The 17,801-nt window shown below is 66.8% G+C and carries 19 protein-coding genes; 5 read left to right on the forward strand and 14 right to left on the reverse strand.

Features of this window, described 5'->3' with window-relative positions:
• Positions 1-111 precede the first annotated feature (111 nt).
• Positions 112-531, reverse strand: a complete 420-nt coding sequence (locus tag NQ204_RS01380) for a hypothetical protein (protein WP_116865249.1) — start codon at positions 529-531, stop codon at positions 112-114.
• A gap of 122 nt (positions 532-653) precedes the next feature.
• Between NQ204_RS01380 and sufT the strand changes: the two genes are divergently transcribed.
• The 3 genes from sufT to NQ204_RS01395 all read left to right on the forward strand — a co-directional run bounded on the left by sufT (position 654) and on the right by NQ204_RS01395 (position 4,561).
• Positions 654-1,205, forward strand: coding sequence for a putative Fe-S cluster assembly protein SufT (sufT, locus tag NQ204_RS01385; RefSeq protein WP_108767828.1), 552 nt, complete (start codon positions 654-656; stop codon positions 1,203-1,205).
• A gap of 59 nt (positions 1,206-1,264) precedes the next feature.
• A complete protein-coding gene (locus tag NQ204_RS01390; RefSeq protein ID WP_079220724.1) occupies positions 1,265-2,359 on the forward strand; it encodes a branched-chain amino acid aminotransferase in 1,095 nt (364 codons plus the stop codon).
• A gap of 450 nt (positions 2,360-2,809) precedes the next feature.
• Positions 2,810-4,561 carry a S8 family peptidase gene (locus NQ204_RS01395; RefSeq protein WP_116865251.1) on the forward strand — a complete coding sequence of 584 codons (1,752 nt, stop codon included), beginning with the start codon at positions 2,810-2,812 and terminating at the stop codon, positions 4,559-4,561.
• A gap of 115 nt (positions 4,562-4,676) precedes the next feature.
• On the opposite strand, the gene NQ204_RS01400 is transcribed toward NQ204_RS01395, so the two are convergent.
• The 3 genes from NQ204_RS01400 to wrbA form a co-directional block, all read right to left on the reverse strand.
• On the reverse strand, positions 4,677-5,162 hold the full coding sequence (locus NQ204_RS01400; protein ID WP_116865252.1) for an asparaginase domain-containing protein: 486 nt from the start codon (positions 5,160-5,162) through the stop codon (positions 4,677-4,679).
• A gap of 79 nt (positions 5,163-5,241) precedes the next feature.
• Entirely contained in the window at positions 5,242-5,577 is a 336-nt protein-coding gene (locus NQ204_RS01405; RefSeq protein WP_256642859.1) for a DUF2069 domain-containing protein, read from the reverse strand.
• On the reverse strand, positions 5,574-6,167 hold the full coding sequence (gene wrbA / locus NQ204_RS01410) for an NAD(P)H:quinone oxidoreductase (protein ID WP_116865254.1): 594 nt from the start codon (positions 6,165-6,167) through the stop codon (positions 5,574-5,576). Before wrbA ends, NQ204_RS01405 begins: the two co-directional genes overlap by 4 nt.
• A gap of 77 nt (positions 6,168-6,244) precedes the next feature.
• Here wrbA and NQ204_RS01415 point away from each other — a divergent pair, with 77 nt between their 5' ends.
• Together NQ204_RS01415 and NQ204_RS01420 are read left to right on the forward strand one after the other, a co-directional pair.
• A complete protein-coding gene (locus tag NQ204_RS01415; protein ID WP_256642860.1) occupies positions 6,245-7,519 on the forward strand; it encodes a YihY family inner membrane protein in 1,275 nt (424 codons plus the stop codon).
• Positions 7,516-8,097, forward strand: coding sequence for a TlpA family protein disulfide reductase (locus NQ204_RS01420; RefSeq protein WP_256642861.1), 582 nt, complete (start codon positions 7,516-7,518; stop codon positions 8,095-8,097). Before NQ204_RS01415 ends, NQ204_RS01420 begins: the two co-directional genes overlap by 4 nt.
• 328 nt (positions 8,098-8,425) lie before the next feature.
• On the opposite strand, the gene NQ204_RS01425 is transcribed toward NQ204_RS01420, so the two are convergent.
• The 10 genes from NQ204_RS01425 to NQ204_RS01470 form a co-directional block, all read right to left on the reverse strand.
• Positions 8,426-8,578, reverse strand: a complete 153-nt coding sequence (locus NQ204_RS01425) for a hypothetical protein (protein WP_243402772.1) — start codon at positions 8,576-8,578, stop codon at positions 8,426-8,428.
• A 348-nt stretch (positions 8,579-8,926) separates the two neighbouring features.
• A complete protein-coding gene (locus tag NQ204_RS01430; RefSeq protein ID WP_256642862.1) occupies positions 8,927-10,414 on the reverse strand; it encodes a sigma-54 dependent transcriptional regulator in 1,488 nt (495 codons plus the stop codon).
• Positions 10,411-10,788, reverse strand: coding sequence for a response regulator (locus NQ204_RS01435; protein WP_049460600.1), 378 nt, complete (start codon positions 10,786-10,788; stop codon positions 10,411-10,413). The genes NQ204_RS01430 and NQ204_RS01435 overlap by 4 nt, the downstream gene beginning before the upstream one ends.
• Positions 10,789-10,802: 14 nt before the next feature.
• The gene (gene rpoN, locus NQ204_RS01440) at positions 10,803-12,212 is read right to left on the reverse strand and encodes an RNA polymerase factor sigma-54 (protein WP_256642863.1); all 1,410 of its coding nucleotides are present in this window, start codon (positions 12,210-12,212) and stop codon (positions 10,803-10,805) included.
• 294 nt (positions 12,213-12,506) lie between these two features.
• Positions 12,507-13,139, reverse strand: coding sequence for a response regulator (locus tag NQ204_RS01445; protein ID WP_256642996.1), 633 nt, complete (start codon positions 13,137-13,139; stop codon positions 12,507-12,509).
• Positions 13,140-13,231: 92 nt separating this feature from the next.
• A complete protein-coding gene (locus NQ204_RS01450; RefSeq protein ID WP_256642864.1) occupies positions 13,232-13,810 on the reverse strand; it encodes a PilZ domain-containing protein in 579 nt (192 codons plus the stop codon).
• Entirely contained in the window at positions 13,807-14,097 is a 291-nt protein-coding gene (locus NQ204_RS01455) for a hypothetical protein (protein ID WP_108768808.1), read from the reverse strand. Before NQ204_RS01455 ends, NQ204_RS01450 begins: the two co-directional genes overlap by 4 nt.
• Positions 14,094-14,510, reverse strand: coding sequence for a flagellar export chaperone FliS (gene fliS / locus NQ204_RS01460; protein WP_256642865.1), 417 nt, complete (start codon positions 14,508-14,510; stop codon positions 14,094-14,096). The genes NQ204_RS01455 and fliS overlap by 4 nt, the downstream gene beginning before the upstream one ends.
• Positions 14,511-14,638: 128 nt before the next feature.
• Positions 14,639-15,976 carry a flagellar filament capping protein FliD gene (gene fliD, locus NQ204_RS01465; RefSeq protein ID WP_256642866.1) on the reverse strand — a complete coding sequence of 446 codons (1,338 nt, stop codon included), beginning with the start codon at positions 15,974-15,976 and terminating at the stop codon, positions 14,639-14,641.
• Positions 15,977-16,159: 183 nt separating this feature from the next.
• Positions 16,160-17,707, reverse strand: a complete 1,548-nt coding sequence (locus NQ204_RS01470; RefSeq protein WP_256642867.1) for a flagellin N-terminal helical domain-containing protein — start codon at positions 17,705-17,707, stop codon at positions 16,160-16,162.
• Positions 17,708-17,801: the final 94 nt, after the last annotated feature.

The raw sequence follows: 17,801 nt of genomic DNA on the forward strand, positions 1-17,801 counted from the left end.
GTGTGTTTTTTTTTTGGGTGGGGGGGGGCGGGGGGGGGGGGGGGGGGGGGGGGGGCGCGCGCGCGCGGCCCCCCCCCCCCCCCCCCCCCCCCGCTACCGGCACCCGTGCGATCAGCGCGCCAGCAAGGCGCCGATTACCACGGCCACGGCCAGCCAGATCCATTCAACCGCGCCGTTGGCCAGGCTGGTCAGGGTCCAGGCCAGGTGCGGGCCCATCCGCAGCGCGGCATCCATCGGGTTCAGGCCGATCGAACCACCCATCCAGGCGCTGGCGATGCACCAGTAGGCCACCGCGCTCACCAGCACCGTGCCCAGCACCACCAGCGCGATGCGCAGGCGGCCCGGGCCCAGCGTGCCCAGGCGCAGCATGAACGTGAGTTCCAGGGCGGTCAGCACCGCCATCCAGCCGACCTGGCGGCCGGTCATCAGGGCCAGCAGCACCCAGACCATCGGGGCGACAACCAGACCCAGCAGCAGCATGAAGGGCCAAAGCCAGGTGACGGTCCTGGCACGCGCGGCATTGGAGGACATCGAAGCTTCCTGAAGGACACCCACAGGATACTGTGGTTTGCCGCAGTGCACCGGCGGGGGCAGGGCGGCTGGGCTAGAATGCCGTCTTGCGTGGCTTCGGCCGCGGCCCCATATCGGTCCCCATGTATTCCCGTAGCAGCGAACCTGTCCACTTCGAACGCGATTGCGAGGCCGTGATGGTCCCGCAGGGCGACACCGTGACCCTGCCTGCCGGCAGCTATGGCTATATCACCCAGGCATTGGGCGGCAGCTATTCGGTGTTCGTCGAAGGCAACCTGTTCCGCATCGCCGGCAAGGACGGCGACGCCATCGGCAAGGAGGCGCCTGCGCCGCTGGAACTGCCCGCCGATGCCACCGACGAACAGGTGGAGCAGCTGGTGTGGCAGCAGCTGCGCACCTGCTTCGACCCGGAAATTCCGGTGAACATCGTCGAATTGGGCCTGGTCTACGAAGTCGAGATCAAACATCTGGACGAGGGGCAGCGCGAGATCGACGTGAAGATGACCCTGACCGCGCCCGGCTGCGGCATGGGTGACATCCTCGTCGACGATGTGCGCAGCAAGCTCGAGATGGTCCCGACCGTGGCCCAGGCCGATGTCGAACTGGTGTTCGACCCGCCGTGGAACCAGCACATGATGTCCGAGGCCGCCCGGCTCGAAACCGGCATGCTTTGACCTACGGCCCGCCGCACGGTGGGCCCGGCACTACCCGCAACCAGAACAGGAATCCTCCGGTGTCCCAGTCCATTCCCAGCTTCGCCGTCACCCGATCGGACCACCCGCGCAGCGCTGAAGAGCGTGCCCAGATCCTGGAGAAGCCGGGCTTTGGCCTGCACTTCACCGATCACATGGTGGAAGTGCGCTGGGACAAGGACACCGGCTGGCACAACGCCAACGTGCGTGCCTATGGCCCGCTGCAGCTGGACCCGGCTGCGGCCGTCCTGCATTACGGCCAGGAAATCTTCGAAGGCATCAAGGCCTACCGCCACGCCGATGGTTCGATCTGGACCTTCCGCCCGGATGCCAACGGCCGCCGCCTGCAGCGTTCGGCGCAGCGTCTGGCGCTGCCGGAACTGCCGGTGGAGATCTTCGTCGAATCGCTGAAGCAGCTGATCGCGCTGGACAGCGCCTGGGTGCCGTCGGCCGATGAGTCCAGCCTGTACTTCCGTCCGTTCATGATCGGCGACGAAGCCTTCCTCGGGGTACGCGGCGCGCACAAGGCCGGCTACTACGTCATCGCCAGCCCGGCTGGCCCGTACTTCGCCAAGGGCGTCGCCCCGGTGTCGATCTGGCTGTCCACCGAATATGCGCGTGCAGCCAAGGGCGGCACCGGCGCGGCCAAGTGCGGTGGCAACTACGCCGCCTCGCTGCTGCCGCAGCAGAAGGCGCAGGCACAGGGCTGCTCGCAGGTGCTGTTCCTGGACCCGGTCGAAGGCAAGTACCTGGAAGAACTGGGCGGCATGAACGTCTTCCTAGTCTACAAGGACGGCACCCTGGTCACCCCGGAACTGTCCGGCAGCATCCTCGAGGGCATCACCCGCGAGAGCATCCTGCAGCTGGCCCGCGACCGCGGCATGAAGGTCGAAGAGCGCAAGGTCACCATCGACGAGTGGAAGAACGGCGTGGCCTCAGGTGACATCGCAGAAGTGTTCGCCTGCGGTACCGCGGCGGTGGTCACCCCGATCGGCCAGCTCAAGGGCGAAGGCTTCTCGGTGGGCGACATCAACGCCCCGGCCGGCGAAGTGACCATGTCGCTGCGCAAGGAGCTGACCGACATCCAGTACGGCCGCCAGCCGGACCGCCACAACTGGCTGGTCAAGCTGGGCTGATCGCCCGGATTGAACTGTACAGCCGAGCCCACGCTCGGCTGCGCTCCCTGTAGAGTCGAGCCATGCTCGACTGCCGTACCCGGAAAGCCCGTCCCCGCGACGGGCTTTCTGCGTTTCAGCAACCATCTCCGGCAGGCTGCCTGCCGATGTCGGCAAAGACATGGGTGGACACTCAAAGTCCCGTTCATGTCTGTCGAAGTGACGTGAAAGTTCCTTCACCTTCACAAACCCTACACCCAAAACGTCTCAGATCCGAAATTTCACGTTACTGAAAAGACGCTGAAAATCTTGTGGAGTCCGTTTCAGGTCATTAGCGTCAACAGTACGGCGGGTCGCAGGGGAATCCGCTGACGGACCGGACTTCGAGCCATGCGTGCACACCTCCATCGCGCGTTCGGGCCGGTGCTTCTGCCGATTCCGGCATTCACACCACTAGAAAGGGAAATTCCGATGTCCCAGGTTTCGCAACCGCGCCTGCGCAAGTCGTGGGTGGTTCTCAGTGCTTCCGTCGTCACCTCCCTGCTGCTGGCCGCCCCGGCCTTCGCTGGCGATGTCCAGCTCAGCGGGTTGAAGTCCGCGCCGGTGCACCAGCAGTTCATCGTCAAGTTCAAGGACGGCAACCAGCTGGTGGCCAATACCACCGCACTGGCCTCGTCGCTGAAGACTGCCGCCGCCGGCCTGCCCAGCGCGCAGGGTCGCGCCCTCGGCCTGCAGCAGGTCCGCCGCCTGGCCACCGGTCCGAGCGTGGTGCGCTCCGACCGTGCGCTGGACCAGGCCGAATCCGAGCTGCTGATGCGCAAGCTCGCCGCCGACCCGAACGTCGAGTACGTGGAAGTCGACCAGATCATGCGTGCCACGCTGACCCCCAATGACGCCCGCCTCAGCGAGCAGTGGGGCTTCGGCACCTCCAATGCCTCGATCAACGTGCGCCCGGCCTGGGACAAGGCCACCGGCACCGGCGTGGTCGTGGCCGTCATCGACACCGGCATCACCAGCCACCCGGACCTCAACGCCAACATCCTGCCCGGCTACGACTTCATCAGCGATGCCGCGATGGCGCGCGATGGCGGTGGCCGCGACAACAACCCGAACGACGAAGGTGACTGGTACGCCGCCAACGAGTGCGGCGCCGGCTACCCCGCGTCCAACTCCAGCTGGCATGGCACCCACGTGGCCGGAACCATCGCCGCGGTGACCAACAACAGCACCGGCGTGGCCGGTACCGCCTTCAACGCCAAGGTCGTGCCGGTGCGCGTGCTCGGCAAGTGCGGCGGCTATACCTCCGACATCGTCGATGCCATCACCTGGGCCTCGGGTGGCACGGTCAGCGGCGTGCCGGCCAATGCCAACCCGGCCGAGGTCATCAACATGTCGCTGGGTGGCGGCGGCACCTGCTCGACCACCTACCAGAACGCCATCAACGGCGCGGTCGGCCGTGGCACCACCGTGGTGGTGGCCGCCGGCAATGAGTCGTCCAATGTCTCCACCTCGGTACCGGCCAACTGCGCCAACGTCGTGGCGGTCGCTGCGGTGACCTCGGCCGGCGCCAAGGCCAGCTTCTCCAACTACGGCACCGGCATCGACATCTCCGCGCCGGGCGCGAACATCCTCTCGACCCTCAACACCGGCACCACGGTGCCGGCCAGCGCGACCTACGCGTCCTACAACGGCACTTCGATGGCGGCGCCGCACGTGGCCGGCGTCGTGGCGTTGATGCAGTCGGTGGCGCCCTCGCCGCTGAGCCCGGCGCAGGTGGAAAGCATCATCAAGAGCACTGCGCGTGCACTGCCGGGCGCCTGCTCGGGCGGCTGCGGCGCGGGCATCATCGATGCCGATGCGGCGGTCACCGCGGCCATCAACGGCACCGGCGGTGGCACCAACCCGAATCCGGGTGGCACGGTGCTGCAGAACAACGTCCCGGTGACCGGCCTGGGCGCAGCCAGCGGTGCCTCGCTCAGCTACACGGTGCAGGTGCCGGCCGGCCGTTCACAGCTGCGCGTGGCGATCAGTGGCGGCAGCGGTGATGCCGACCTGTACGTGCGCCAGGGCAGCGCCCCGACCGACACGACCTACACCTGCCGCCCGTACCTGAGCGGCAACAACGAAACCTGCACCATCAACAACCCCGCCGCCGGCACCTGGCACGTCCGGGTGAAGGGGTACAGCACCTTCTCGGGCGTCAGCCTCAACGCCCAGTACTGAGCCCACGTCCCTCTCCAAGGGCACGCCCCGGCTTTGGCCGGGGTGTTTTTTTGGAGCCGAGCCTACGCTCGGCTGTCAGGGAGCTGCCGAGCATGGGCTCGGCACTACGGGTTCGTCAGACCGACTCGAAGCGGTTCGCCGCCACGTTCTTGCGCACGCGCTGCGGGTCGAAGATGCGGCCGTTCATGGCGATGTACACGCCGGTCGGCAGCGACTGCACTGCACCGATCGCACAGCCGATGTTGAACTCCGCATCCGAACCACGGAAGCGCGCCGGGCTCAGCGCACCGGTCATCACGATCGTCTTGTCCGGAATCGTCGCCAGCACCTGGCCGGTCTTCACCATCGAATCGGTGCCATGGGTGACCAGCACATGACGGGTCGCCTGCGCGGCGATGGTCGCGCGGATCAGCTCGCGGTCGTCATCGTTGATGTGCAGCGAATCCTTGCGCAGGATCGGAATGACGTTGAAGCGGAAGGTCACCCCCAGCTCCCGCAGGATCATGCCGATCTGCGGATCACCGATCTGGTAGTCCGACTTGTCGTCGAAGTAGATCTTGTCGATCGTGCCACCGGTGGTGACGACCAGGAGCTCTTCCATCATGTGCATGCGCGAAACCAGGACAGGTACAGCGGCGCGGGGCCGGGAACACAGATGATAAGGCCCGGAGGCCGCAGCGTCAGCGTCGCTTGCTGAAGCGGGCGCGCAGCCCCGGCAGGCTGGCGGCGAAGATCACCAGCAGGGCCAGGGTGATCTCGATCAGCGCCAGCCAGCGGGTCTCCGGGTGGCTCCAGGCGCTCATCACCCCGTGGCTGAACCAGCCCAGGGCCAGTACCGAGGCCCAGAACCGGGCCTTGCGCCAACCCAGGCGCAGGGCGATGGCCAGCGCCAGCGGCGGTGCGGTGAACACCAGCTGGGTGGCCAGCCAGTGCTTGTCATTGATGAACCAGCCTGCGTACAGCGCCGCCAGGCCCAGCAGGGCCAGCAGCAGGACCGCGCGCGGCGCGGTGTTCATCGGGCCAGCCGCTGTGCGATGTCGGCCACCCGGCGGCCCAGCGCGCGGGCCAGCACGGCCTCGTCGTCGGTCGGCTGCGGGTCGTCGGCGGCACCGGCCACGTGGCTGGCGCCATACGGCGTACCGCCACTGGTGGTGTGGCTCAGCGCCGGCTCGGTGAAGGGGATGCCGACGATCAGGCAGCCGTGGTGCAGCAGCGGCACCTGCATCGACAGCAGGGTCGATTCCTGGCCGCCGTGCATCGAGGCGGTGGAAGTGAACACGCCGGCCGGCTTGCCGGCGAGGGTGCCATTGGCCCACTCGGCGCCCAGCCCATCAAGGAAATGCTTGACCGGCGCGGCCATGTTGCCGAAGCGGGTAGGGCTGCCCAGCAGCACGCCCTGGCACTCGGCCAGGTCCTGCACGTTCACGTAGGGCGCGCCGTCATCGGGTACCGGCGGCTGCGCGGTCTGGGTCACCGCGGCCACCGGCGGCATCGTGCGCAGGCGCGCGGTCATGCCCGGCACCTCGCCGATGCCCCGCGCGATCTGGCGCGCCAGCCGTGCCACCGAACCGCCCCGGCTGTAGTACAGCACCAGAATCTCGCCCATCGCGTGCAGGTCTCCTCATCGTGTGGATGCCAGTATGGCTATCCTGCATCGATTCCGCATCGGGTACCCTTGCGCCGATGGAACCTCTGGATACGCTCAACCTGTGGATGGAGCGCGCGCGGGATCGCGCACGCGCCGCCAGCTTCGGCCGCTTCCTCTGGCGCCGCTTCCTCGACGACCGCCTGTTCCAGGCAGCGGCGGCGCTGGCCTACACCACCGTGTTCGCGCTGGTGCCGCTGGCGATCGTGGTGTTCGGTGTGCTGTCGGCGTTCCCGGTGTTCGACCGCTGGAGTGACCAGCTCAGCGACTACGTGTTCTCCAACTTCGTGCCCAGCGCCGCGCGCGCGGCCGAAGGCTACCTGCGGCAGTTCTCGGCCAGCGCCGGCCAGCTCACCGCGGCCGGCTTCATCGCCCTGGTCGTCTCGCTGCTGATCACTCTCAACAGCGTCGAGGAAACCTTCAACCAGATCTGGCGCGTGGGCAGCACGCGGCCCAAGCTGACCCGCTTCCTGGTCTACTGGACCGTGCTGACCCTCGGCGCGATGCTTGCGGCCGCTTCGCTGGCGGTGTCGGCGCGGGTGCTGGCATTGCCGCTGTTCGGCACCCAGGAAGGGCGGTGGCTGGCAGATCTGTCGCTGCGGCTGGCGCCGGTGCTGATCGAATTTGTCTGCATCATGCTGGTCTACCGGGTAGTGCCACATCACACGGTGAAGTGGCGGCATGCGATTCCCGGCGCAGTGCTGGCGGCGGTATTGCTGGAACTGATCAAGTGGGGCATCGGTGCCTACTTGGGCAGCTTCCAGTCCTACCAGAAGCTCTATGGCACGGTCGCCTTCGTGCCGATCCTGCTGCTGTGGATCTACCTGTGCTGGGTGGCAGTGCTGCTGGGGGCGTCGCTGGCCTCGTCGATGGCCGCCTTCCGCTACCAGCCGGTGGAACTGCGCCTGCCGCAGGGCTTCGAGTTCTACGGCCTGCTGCGCCTGCTCGGGCGCTTCCAGCAGGCGCGCGCGCTCGGCAAAAGCCTTGACGACGACGAGATCCTGCGCCTGGAACCGTTGCTGACTGATGCGCTGCTGCATGATCTGGTCTGCGAACTGCAGGCCCATGGCCTGCTGCGCCGCGACGAGAATGGCGACTGGCTTCTCGCGCGGGATCTGGACCAGATCAGTCTGTCCGACCTTTACGAATGGACACAGCTGCGCATTCCGGTAGCCGAGCAGTTCCTGCCCTACCGCGACGACAGCCTTGGCCGGGCCGCACTGGCGGCGCTGGACGAACTTCGCCTGCCGCTGCGCGAACGCCTCAAGCGCCGTGTCAGCGACATCTACCCCGATTCTGGAGACACACCATGACCCGCACGCCCTTGTTGAAGGCCCTGCCGCTGGCGCTGTTGCTGGCCCTGACCGCCTGCAAGCCCGCACAGGAACCGGCCCCGGCCAGCAGTGCACCGCCGGCCCAGGCGCCGAGGGCCGCGGCCCCGGCGGCGGTGGAGGGCGCGGATGAGAATCCGGCCGAGCGCACCACGGCCGAGTTCCCGACCCTGAAGATGAAGGCCATCGACGGCAGCGACTACGACCTGGCCGCGCACCGTGGCAAGTGGGTGGTGGTGAACTTCTGGGCGACCTGGTGTGCACCGTGCCGCAAGGAGATGCCGGAGCTGTCGGCGCTGCATGCGATGCGCAGCAACATCGAAGTGGTGGGCCTGGCCTACGAGGACATCGAGACGCCGGAGATGCAGGCGTTCCTGGCCAAGCATCCGGTGACCTATCCGATCGTGGTGGTCGATCCGTTCGACCCGCCGGCCGACTTCGCGATCCCGCGCGGCCTGCCGCTGACGCACCTGATTGATCCGAACGGCAAGGTCGCGCACACGTTCCTGGGGCCGGTCACCGCCACCGACATCGAACAGCAGATCGCCGCTGCAAAGTAGGTTTTCTGCCTGCAGGGCTTGCAGCCCTGCACCTGCAGAAGCGGAAGCCAGAGCAACAGCAGAAGCTGGTTTCCTGAGGGGAGGCGGGGTGGGCCCGGTTGCGGGGGACGCCGTAAACCCGTCCATGGGGGCTTGGTCGCGGCATCCATGCCGCTCACACCCCCTCAACCGGACCCACCCCGCCTTCGACAGTTGGCCGCGATCTGTCGGGACGGCGTTCTGCTCTGGTGGGTGCCGACAGTTGGTCGGCACGGGGTCGGATCCCGTTGCGAGGCAACGGGCTCTGACCCCAGTGGAGGCGTCATTTCACCGGCGTCGGTTTTTTGGCCTATGGCTGCAGGGTCCAGCGGCCGGAATTCTGGCGCTGCCGGGGTGCCAGCGGGCCGTCGTGCTGGGTATGGATGAAGCGGCCCTGGTGGTCGGTCAGGCAGGTCAGCAGCAGGGTGCAGCGGGCGGGACCGGTCGGGTGGTTTTCGGCCATCTGGATGCCTGGCCAGGCGCTGGTAGCGGTAGCTGCCGCCGATGCGCAGGCCTGTGCCACGGATGTCCAGCACGTACTGGTTGCCGGCAAAGCTGACCTGCACCGGGTCGCTGAGGTTGGTGAACTGCCGTTGTTCAAGCGTCGTGGGTAGGCTGTAGTCGGCAGCGCTGGCCAGGGCGGAACAGAGCAGGGCGGCAATCAGGGGCAGGCGGTGCATGGCGGAACCTCCTTGGGATGGTCCGGTCATGCTCGGCAGTGGCGCGTGCTGTTGCCTGTAGGACTACGTGCAAATGCAAAGGGGTCGGAGCCCTTTCCGGCGGAAAGGGCTCCGACCCCGCCTTCATCGGATCAGCTGGCCAGTTCGGCCTGCTCGCGCTCGATGCCGTACTTGCGCAGCTTCTCCACCAGCGTGGTGCGGCGCAGGCCGAGCAGCTGGGCGGCATGGGCGACCACGCCCTGGGTGCGTTCCAGTGCTTCGTTGATCAGGCCCAGTTCGATCGTGGCCATGTGGTTGCGCAGGTCCAGGCCGTCATTGGGCAGGGCCGGCTGGGCGCCAGCGTTCTCCGGAGCGGCCTGTCCGCCACTGCCCGGGGTGTGGAAGGAGAAGCTGCGCAGGTCCAGGCGTTCTTCGCTGGCGGCCACCGGTGCCGGGGCGGGCGCTGCCACCACGGCCATCGCGGCGTCGCCACGGTAGCGGGCCGGGAGGTCCTGCACGCGCACCGAACCACCCGGGTGCAGCACGGCCAGGCGCTCGACCAGGTTGGTCAGCTCGCGCACGTTGCCGGGCCACTCGTAGCTGGCCAGGGCCTGCAGGGCTTCCGGGGTGAAGCGCACTTCGCCACGGCCGGTGCGGCCGAGCTGCATGGCGATGGTTTCCACCAGGGCGGGCAGGTCCTCACGACGTTCGCGCAGGGCCGGCACTTCAATCGGGAAGACGTTGAGGCGGTAGAACAGATCCTCGCGGAACTTGCCTTCGGCGATGCGGGTTTCCAGGTCGCGGTGGGTCGCTGCGACCACGCGCACGTTGCAGCGGATGGTCTGGTTGCCACCGACGCGCTCGAAGCTGCGCTCCTGCAGCACGCGCAGCAGCTTCACCTGCATCGGCAGGCTCATGTCGCCGATTTCATCCAGCAGCAGGGTGCCGCCCTCGGCCATTTCGAAACGGCCCTTGCGCGCGGTCAGTGCACCGGTGAAGGCCCCTTTTTCGTGGCCGAACAGCTCGCTTTCCAGCAGGTCGGCGGGAATGGCGCCGCAGTTGATCGCAACGAACGGCCCATCACGGCGCGGCGAACGCTGGTGGATCGAACGCGAGACCACTTCCTTGCCGGTGCCCGATTCGCCCAGCACCAGTACGGTGGTGTCGAAGGCGGCCACCTGCTCGATCATGGTGCGCAGCCCGGTCACCGCCGGGCCGTTGCCGGTCGGGCCCTGGTCCTGTGCGGCGCCGGCCTGGTGCTCGGCGTCCAGGCGTTTGAGGCTGGCGCGGCGCAGCAGCGCCTCCATCTGGGTGTGGCGCAGCGGGGCTTCCAGCGGCCAGATGTTGGCCTCGTGCAGGCCGTGCTGCTGGGCAAACGCTGCAGCTTCACCGTCGGCCAGCAGCACCGGCGGCGGCAGGCTGCTGCCGCCCAGCCAGGCGTACAGCGCGGTGCTGGCGGCGCTGTCGTCGAGGCTGCCGACGATCACGGCCATCCAGTCGTTCTGGCGCTGGCGGCCCAGGTCGAAATCGGCCGCGTCGGAGACCCAGCGCGGGTTGAAGTCCATGAATTCCAGCAGGGCAACGGTGCGCTCGGCACGCACGGCGTCGTTGTCCAGTACAAGGATGCGCGATTCACTCACGATCGATCCTCCCTGAGGCCTTCCAGGATCGGCATGACTTCCTGGATGTACGACAACTTGCTGACGAAATTGTCGGCGCCGGCGCGCAGCGCATGCTCGCGGTGCTCGACGTCGTCGAAGTGGCTGGCGATCACGATGTACGGGGCATCATCCTGCGACTTGATCAGGCGGGTGGCCTGCAGGCCGCCCATTTCCGGCATCGCCAGGTCCATCAGCACCACCTGCGGGCGCAGCGACTCAGAGCGCTCGATGGCTTCCAGGCCGTTGCCGGCGCTGCCGACGATCTGCAGCCAGTCGATCTTTCGGAAGTGGCGCATCGCCGCGTTGATGAAACCCTCATGGTCGTCGACCAGCAGGACTGTGAGCTTGTTCATGTCCAACATCCTTTTCAGCCCACTCGGGCCAGCTGTGGTTGCCTGGCGCTGAGCCGGCGCCGTTCACGGGCCGGGGCGATATCCAGTTGTTCGCGGTATTTTGCGACGGTTCGGCGGGCAATGTTCACCCCTTGGCGTGACAGCAGTCCCGCAATGGCCTCGTCAGCCAGCGGGCGACCGGCCGGTTCGGCGTCGATCAGGCGGCGGACCATGGCCTTCACGGCCTGGCCGGACACGCTGGCACCTTCCAGGCGCACTGCGAAGAAATGCTTCAGTTCGAAGGTGCCGCGCGGGGTCTGCAGGAACTTGCCGGTCGTGATGCGCGACACCGTGGATTCGTGCATGCCGATCTCTTCGGCCACTTCCTTCAGGGTCAGCGGCGCCATGGCTTCCTCGCCACGCACCAGGAACGCGGCCTGGCGCTCGACGATCACCCGCGCGGTGCGCAGCAGGGTGTCGTAGCGCATGGACAGGCCGCGGCTGAACCAGCGCGCCTCCTGCAGCATCTCGCGCAGGGCCGGGGCGGCGTCGCTGGTTTCGGCCAATGCCTGTTCGTACTGGCTGTTGATCGAGACGCGGCGGCTGGTGGCCGGATTCAGCGCGACCTTCCACTGCTCGTCGGCGTGCCACGCGACCACGTCCGGTACCACCACCGCGTTGCGCTCGGGCAGCAGGCTGTCGCCCGGGCGCGGCTGCAGCGACAGGATCAGGCGCACGGCCTCGCGCACGTCATCCACTTCGGCATCGTGCTGGCGGGCCAGCGCGGGGTAGTCATGTGCGGCCAGGGCCTCCAGCGCGCCTTCCAGGATGCGGGCGGCCAGGTGCCGGGCCGGCACCACGCCGTGCAGGCTGTAGAGCTGGGCCAGCAGGCCTTCGCGCAGGTCCTGCGCGGCCATGCCGGCCGGTTCGCCGTGCAGCAGCTGCTGTCGAATGGCTTCCACGCTGGTGCCGTCGATGTCGAACTGGGCGCTGGCCAGCAGCTGCAGCTGTTCAAGCGGCGCCTGCAGGTAGCCGGCCTCGTCGCAGTGTTCCAGCCAGAAGGCCGCCACGGCCAGCTCGCGCTCGTCCAGATCCAGTGCCAGGCGCTGCAGCACGCGCAGCTGAGGGTCGGTGGATTCGCCTGCAGCGATGCGCGCCACGCGATCGTCGTAGCCGTCCTGCCAGCTGCTGCCGGCCACGTCCCACATCGAGGACTCGGGCAGCTCATCGAAGGCGGCCGTTTCCAGGGTGGTGGCGCTGGCGTCGGTGGCGTCGGCCGCCGGTGCCTCGGCGTCCTCGATTTCCAGCAGCGGGTTGGAGTCCAGCAGGCGCCGGATTTCCTGTTCCAGGTGCAGGCCGTCCAGCTGCAGCAGTCGGATGGACTGCAGCAGCTGCGGCGTGAGGTGAAGCGTCTGGCCCAGCTGGGTCGAAAGTGCAGCCTTCATTTCAGTTCCCCGGCGTCGCTCCCCGACGCCTTGTGGAACACATCTTGCTTTTGATCCCGGGCAGGCGGAATCGGGGGGTTCCTGAATGCACTGGTGATTTTCCCGACAGGATGTAGGGATATTCCCTACGCCGGCGCGGGAAGTTGACGATACCCTGTGGCAAGTCGTTGATTTTCCGTGGCTGCCAGGCGGTCATCCGCGGTGCCGGTGCACGGAAACCCGACAGTTCGTGTCAGGGTGACGGAAAGCCGTCGTCAGTTCGGGCGCGGATGTGCGCCGTCCGACCAGATCCGGTCATTCCAGCTCGTGCTGGTGGCGGGCCGCCAGCAGCAGTAGATCATTGGCGCGGCGGCAGCCCAGCGATTCCATCATGCGGGCGCGGTGGGTCTCCACCGTCTTCACGCTGATGCCGAGAACGGCGGCGATCTCCTTGTTGCTCTCGCCCTTGCCGATGCGGCGCAGGATTTCGCGCTGGCGCGGCGACAGCGCGGCGATGCCGGTGGGCTTCTCGCGGCCCAGCATCGGCGCCAGCATCTTGGCCGAGATCTGCGGGCTGAGGAACACCTGGCCGGCGTGCGCGGCGCGCAGTGCCAGTTCCAGCTCCTGCGGGGCAGCATCCTTCACCACGAAACCCACGGCGCCACGGTCCAGTGCATCACGCACATGGGCGGCGTCGTCGTGCATGGTCATCATCACGATGCGGGTGCCCGGCGAGCGCAGGCGGATGTCGCTGACGGCTTCCAGCCCGGTTCGGCCGGGCAGGGAGAGGTCCATCAGCACCACGTCAGGGGCATGCAGCAGGGCCATCTGCAGTGCCTGTTCGGCGTTGCTTGCCTCGGCAACCAGTTGCACGTCGGCAAACCCCTGCAGCAGTCGCGCCAGGCCGGCGCGAACCAGGGTGTGATCGTCGACGATGAGAACTCGCACAGGCACGTTGCAGGTCTGTAAGGGGGAGACCACCTTAACTTAGCTGAACGGGTGCGCCAAGAGCACCCCGTCCCGCTTCCGGGTGGCAGGTTTCAGCGCGCTCGCCGCGCCTCGGCAACCTGACGTCGGTGCAAACGGAACAAGTGCCGTTCCATGGCCATCTCCAGGCCATCGCCAAGGCGATTGAAGCGCAGCCACAGGAAATGGCCGCCGCTGCCATCGGCCGCTTCGGCGATGACGTCGACCGGCAGGTCGATGTTGTCGGGCAGCCAGTCGCTGGGCTGCAGGCGTACCACGCCGGACTGGCCGGGCAGGGCGCCACTGCGCGGGCCCAGCTGCAGGCGGATGCCGCGGCGCGACCAGCGTACCGGGCGCAGGGGCAGGTCCTGGCCCTGCTGGCGCACCAGGCGGCCCAGCAGCACCAGGGTCAGGTCCAGCTTGGCTTCCAGGCGCTGGATCTGCAGGCTGGCTTCGCTGCGTTCGTCGTGCTCGTCCCCGCGGCTGTCTTCGACCAGCGCCAGGCTGCGCAGCAGGCCTTCGGCACTGCTGGTGCGACCGGCCGCGCTCCCCGCCTGGAACTCGGCCGGCAGGGCCAGCTCGCAGCTGAGCGTTTCATCGAACAGCTCGCTCTCGGCGGGGTGGTGCAGCGACGTGGTCGGCAGCAGGGTCATGCCAGCGATTCTGCCTTCAGGTACGCATGGGCGGCGCGAAGGGACCGCCCCGTGTGCTTGAGGTGTGCGGCGGCTTCGTCGCGCAGGCCGATCATGCGGGCCAGCACGCGCTGCTGGTGGTCGCGCAGTGCAAGGATCGCCTCGTTGCTGGGGCGCTCGACCACCATCGACAGCGCAGCCACGGCCTGCAGGTGCTCGGCCATCAGGCGCTCGCTGGTGTCGTAGTCGTCGTTCGGCAGGCTGGCGTCGAGCGTGTCCAGCGAATCATGCAGCGACTGCAGGTTCACGGTGCCACCGCCTTGACGTGGCGCTGGTCGGCCGGAATGGCGTTCCAGGCCGAATCGATTTCGACCATCAGGCCCAGCGCTTCCTGCAGCGCGGTGGAATCGTTGTGCAGGTTGCCTTCGGTCAGGCGCATGATGACGAAGTCATACAGTGCCGACAGGTTGCCGGCGATCTCGCCGCCGGCTTCGTGGTCAAGCGAGCCATGCAGGTGGCCGACGATCGCACAGGCTTCGCCGATGGCCTTGCCCTTGCGCGCCTGGTCATTCTGCTGCAGCGAGGCTTCAGCGGTGCGGATGCGCTCGCATGCACCGGCCAGCAGCAGCGCCACCAGCTTGTGCGGATCTGCGTCCACGACCGAGGTGGTCACACCGACCTTGCGGTACTGCTCGGCGAACTGCCGACTGGAACCGTACATATATTAAATCTCCTGGGATGCCTGCCCATTCGCGCGGGTTGGGGCATGGGTTCGGCACGGGGTCTAACGTGTTATCGGCGCAGGTGGCGTGCTACTTGAGTGCCACCTGCACGGGAAAAGCGCGTGGATCAGCCGAGCTGGTCGATCAGTGAGCCGCTGGCGGACTGCATCTGCGAGACCATTTTCTCCATCGCGGTGAACTGCTTGGTGTAGCGGTCGGAGACCTTTTCCATGCTCTTGTCGAGATCGTCCAGCTGCTTTTCCAGCGCCTTGATCTGCTTGTTCAAGGTGGCCTGGCGCTGGGTGATCGTGCCACTGGTGGTATCCAGGCTGCTCTTCATCAGCTCGGTCATCGGCTTGGCCAGCGAGCCTTCGGCACCGAACAGCTTGTTGGCGGCTTCCGGGTTCTTAGACAGTGCGGTGTCCAGCTTGGCCGCATCCAGGCTGAGGGTGCCATCGGCGGCGATGGTCAGGCCCAGGTCCTTCAGATCGTTGACGTTGCTGCTCAGCTGGGTGCGCAGCTGCTGCTGCAGGCCGCGCACCATGGCATCGCCTGTCATCGTCGAGGCGGTCTTGGTTTCCGCGTTGTAGGCGCTGGAACTCTTCAGCGTCGACTGGATCGAGTTGTACGCGGTGATGAACGCGTTGAGGTTGGTCTTCAGCGTGCTGTTGTCGGGGGCGATGGTCAGCGTCTGCGGCTCGCCTTCCTTGGCCTTGGTCAAGGTCAGGCTGACACCGGGCACCAGGTCGGTGATGGTGTTGGAGCTGCTGGTGCGGGTGAAGCCATCGACGACCACTACGGCATCCTTGGCCGGCACCATCTCGCTCATCTTCGAGGCATCGGTGCCGTCGTAGACCAGGTTGGACAGCCCGCCATTGCCGCCGCTGGCGCTGACCTTCAGCGCGCCCTTGGTGCCGGAATCGACGGCGGTGAGTACCAGGTGCATGCCATCGTCGGCGGTGACCACAGCAGCGGTGACGCCCTTGCTCTGCGCCGCCGAGTTGATTTCCGCAGCGATCTTCTCCAGCGTCGCGCCGGCCTCGATCTCCACGTTGATGGTCTTGTCGCCGTAAGCAATCGACAGCGTCCCGTCACCCACGACGGCATCCTTGGTGTAGGCCTGTGAGCTCAGCTTCTGGTTCTGCGCCAGCGATTTGACTTCCACCTGGTGGGTACCCGCTGCCGCCTTCCCTGCGGTGGCGCTGGTGTCCAGTGCGGCGGTGAAGTTCGACTCGGTGGGCGTGGTCAGCTTCATGCCGGGCTTGGTCATGCCGGTCACCAGCGTCTTCAGTGCCGTCTGCAGGGTGGTCATGCCGCTCTTGATGGTGCCCAGCGCCGACAGTTTGGCGCTGGCCGCAACACCGGCCGAGTTGATCTGGTTCTCGCGGGGCTCGCGTTCCTTGGCGGTCAGCTGGCTAACCAGCGAGGGAATGTCGAGACCAGTACCAATCGTGCCAATGGCCATGCGGGGAATCCTTGTTCTTGGACGGGCCGTCCAGGTGTCCTGCACCTGCTATCGGCCGGGAATGGGCGAGCTTGAGCGTTGAAACGCTTCCCCACCCGGTGCAAGGCGCGTGCCAGTCGAACGCCGGATACGAAGAAGGGGGCTTTCGCCCCCTTCCCGTCATTGCAAGGTACTACCGCTGGATCAGCGCAGCAGGCTCAGCACGTTCTGGCTGGACTGGTTGGCCTGGGCCAGCATGGCGGTACCGGCCTGCTGCAGGATCTGGTTGCGGGTCAGCTCGGCGGTTTCCGAAGCGTAGTCCACGTCGCGGATGCGGCTGCGGGCTGCGGACATGTTCTCCGACGAGGTGTTCAGGTTCGCAACCACCGAGGTGAAGCGGTTCTGGATGGCGCCCAAGTCAGCTCGCGAGGAGTTGATCGAGTTCAGGGCAGCGTCCATGGCCAGGATGGCGTTGTCGGCACCGTTGACCGAGGAGATGTCCAGGTCGGCGAAGCCTTCAGCGGCTTTGCCAGCGGTGTACTTGGCGGTGGTAACGGCGAGACCGGTCGAGTCCTTCAGCTGGGCTGCGGTCAGGCTGCTCTTCACTTCGAAGTCAGCCTTTTCCGAGGTCAGCTGGAGCTTGCCTTCCACCAGCGACGCGGTGACGCCCGTTTCGTGGGTCTTTGCATTGATTGCGTTGACCAGTGCGGTGCTGCGGTCGCCAGCGGTCTTGGCGCCGTCGACCGTGATATCGACATAACCACCATCCTTCTTGCTGATCTGCAGCTCGCCAGCCTTGACGCCGGTCGAGAAATCAGCGGCCTTGGCAACCTGGGTGGCTTCAGCGACGGTCACGCCAGCAGCAACGAAAGGTGCGCCCGTGATCTTGAACTCTTCACCAGAGTTGGAGACCGTGATGGCACCGGCGTTAAGCGAGGTGGACACACCCGCCGCAGCCAGTTCGGTGGACTTCGCTGCGATGGCAGTGTTGATGTTGGTGACCATCGCCGTTCTTGCGGCAGCGACATCCGCGCCGCCAGTCACTGCAGCCACGTCGATCTGAACGCCAGCCATGTTGAACGAGAACGCAGCGTAGGCCCGTGCGCCGTCAGCGCCCGTTGCATCTGCCAGGCTGGCGCCGTTGATCGTGCCGGCGGTCGCATTTGCGATCGCGCTCCGCGCACCACCGACCGGCACTTCGCCAGTTGCCGTGGCCGCCTTGGACGCGGTGGTCCAGCTGCCGAGCTTGCTGATGTTGGCGTTGGCGACCTGCGAGATGTTGATCGTCTGGCCCTGGTTGGCGCCGATCTGGAAGGCCTGGTTGGTGAAGGTGCCGTCCAGCAGGTTGGTGCCGTTGAAGTTGGTCTGCTCGGCGACGCGCTGGATTTCCTGCTTCAGCAGCTGGACTTCGGCGTTCAGCGCCTGGCGGTCCGAATCCGAGTTGGTGGCGCTGCGCGACTGCACGGCCAGTTCACGGACGCGCTGCAGGTTGTTGCCGATTTCACCCAGGGCGCCTTCAGCGGTCTGGGCCAGCGAGATACCGTCGTTGGCGTTACGGGCAGCCTGGTTGGCGCCGCGGATCTGGGTGCTGAAGCGCTCGGAGATGGCCAGGCCGGCGGCATCGTCCTTGGCGCTGTTGATGCGCAGGCCCGAGGACAGACGCTGAATGGTGGTGGCCAGGTTGGTGCCGCTGGTGCTCAGGTTGCGCTGGGCGTTCAGCGACATGGTGTTGGTGTTGATGACTTGTGCCATGGTGCGGTTTCCTTGTTGGCAGTGTGTCCGGCAGAGCAGCCTGACCGGTTTCGGGGGGCAGTGGCTGGCTTCCCCCCAAGGGGTGTGCTACCGC

The organism is Stenotrophomonas testudinis, from assembly GCF_024499815.1.
Taxonomy (GTDB): Bacteria; Pseudomonadota; Gammaproteobacteria; order Xanthomonadales; family Xanthomonadaceae; genus Stenotrophomonas.

Excerpts from the sequence above, each read along its gene's own strand:
- NQ204_RS01425 (WP_243402772.1), bottom strand. The coding sequence starts at position 8,578 with ATGGCCGAAAACCACCCGACCGGTCCCGCCCGCTGCACCCTGCTGCTG.
- NQ204_RS01420 (WP_256642861.1), top strand. The coding sequence starts at position 7,516 with ATGACCCGCACGCCCTTGTTGAAGGCCCTGCCGCTGGCGCTGTTGCTG.
- NQ204_RS01415 (WP_256642860.1), top strand. The coding sequence starts at position 6,245 with ATGGAACCTCTGGATACGCTCAACCTGTGGATGGAGCGCGCGCGGGAT.
- NQ204_RS01380 (WP_116865249.1), bottom strand. The coding sequence starts at position 531 with ATGTCCTCCAATGCCGCGCGTGCCAGGACCGTCACCTGGCTTTGGCCC.
- NQ204_RS01470 (WP_256642867.1), bottom strand. The coding sequence starts at position 17,707 with ATGGCACAAGTCATCAACACCAACACCATGTCGCTGAACGCCCAGCGC.
- NQ204_RS01400 (WP_116865252.1), bottom strand. The coding sequence starts at position 5,162 with ATGGAAGAGCTCCTGGTCGTCACCACCGGTGGCACGATCGACAAGATC.
- wrbA (WP_116865254.1), bottom strand. The coding sequence starts at position 6,167 with ATGGGCGAGATTCTGGTGCTGTACTACAGCCGGGGCGGTTCGGTGGCA.
- NQ204_RS01395 (WP_116865251.1), top strand. The coding sequence starts at position 2,810 with ATGTCCCAGGTTTCGCAACCGCGCCTGCGCAAGTCGTGGGTGGTTCTC.
- NQ204_RS01435 (WP_049460600.1), bottom strand. The coding sequence starts at position 10,788 with ATGAACAAGCTCACAGTCCTGCTGGTCGACGACCATGAGGGTTTCATC.
- fliD (WP_256642866.1), bottom strand. The coding sequence starts at position 15,976 with ATGGCCATTGGCACGATTGGTACTGGTCTCGACATTCCCTCGCTGGTT.
- fliS (WP_256642865.1), bottom strand. The coding sequence starts at position 14,510 with ATGTACGGTTCCAGTCGGCAGTTCGCCGAGCAGTACCGCAAGGTCGGT.
- sufT (WP_108767828.1), top strand. The coding sequence starts at position 654 with ATGTATTCCCGTAGCAGCGAACCTGTCCACTTCGAACGCGATTGCGAG.
- NQ204_RS01450 (WP_256642864.1), bottom strand. The coding sequence starts at position 13,810 with ATGACCCTGCTGCCGACCACGTCGCTGCACCACCCCGCCGAGAGCGAG.
- NQ204_RS01405 (WP_256642859.1), bottom strand. The coding sequence starts at position 5,577 with ATGAACACCGCGCCGCGCGCGGTCCTGCTGCTGGCCCTGCTGGGCCTG.
- rpoN (WP_256642863.1), bottom strand. The coding sequence starts at position 12,212 with ATGAAGGCTGCACTTTCGACCCAGCTGGGCCAGACGCTTCACCTCACG.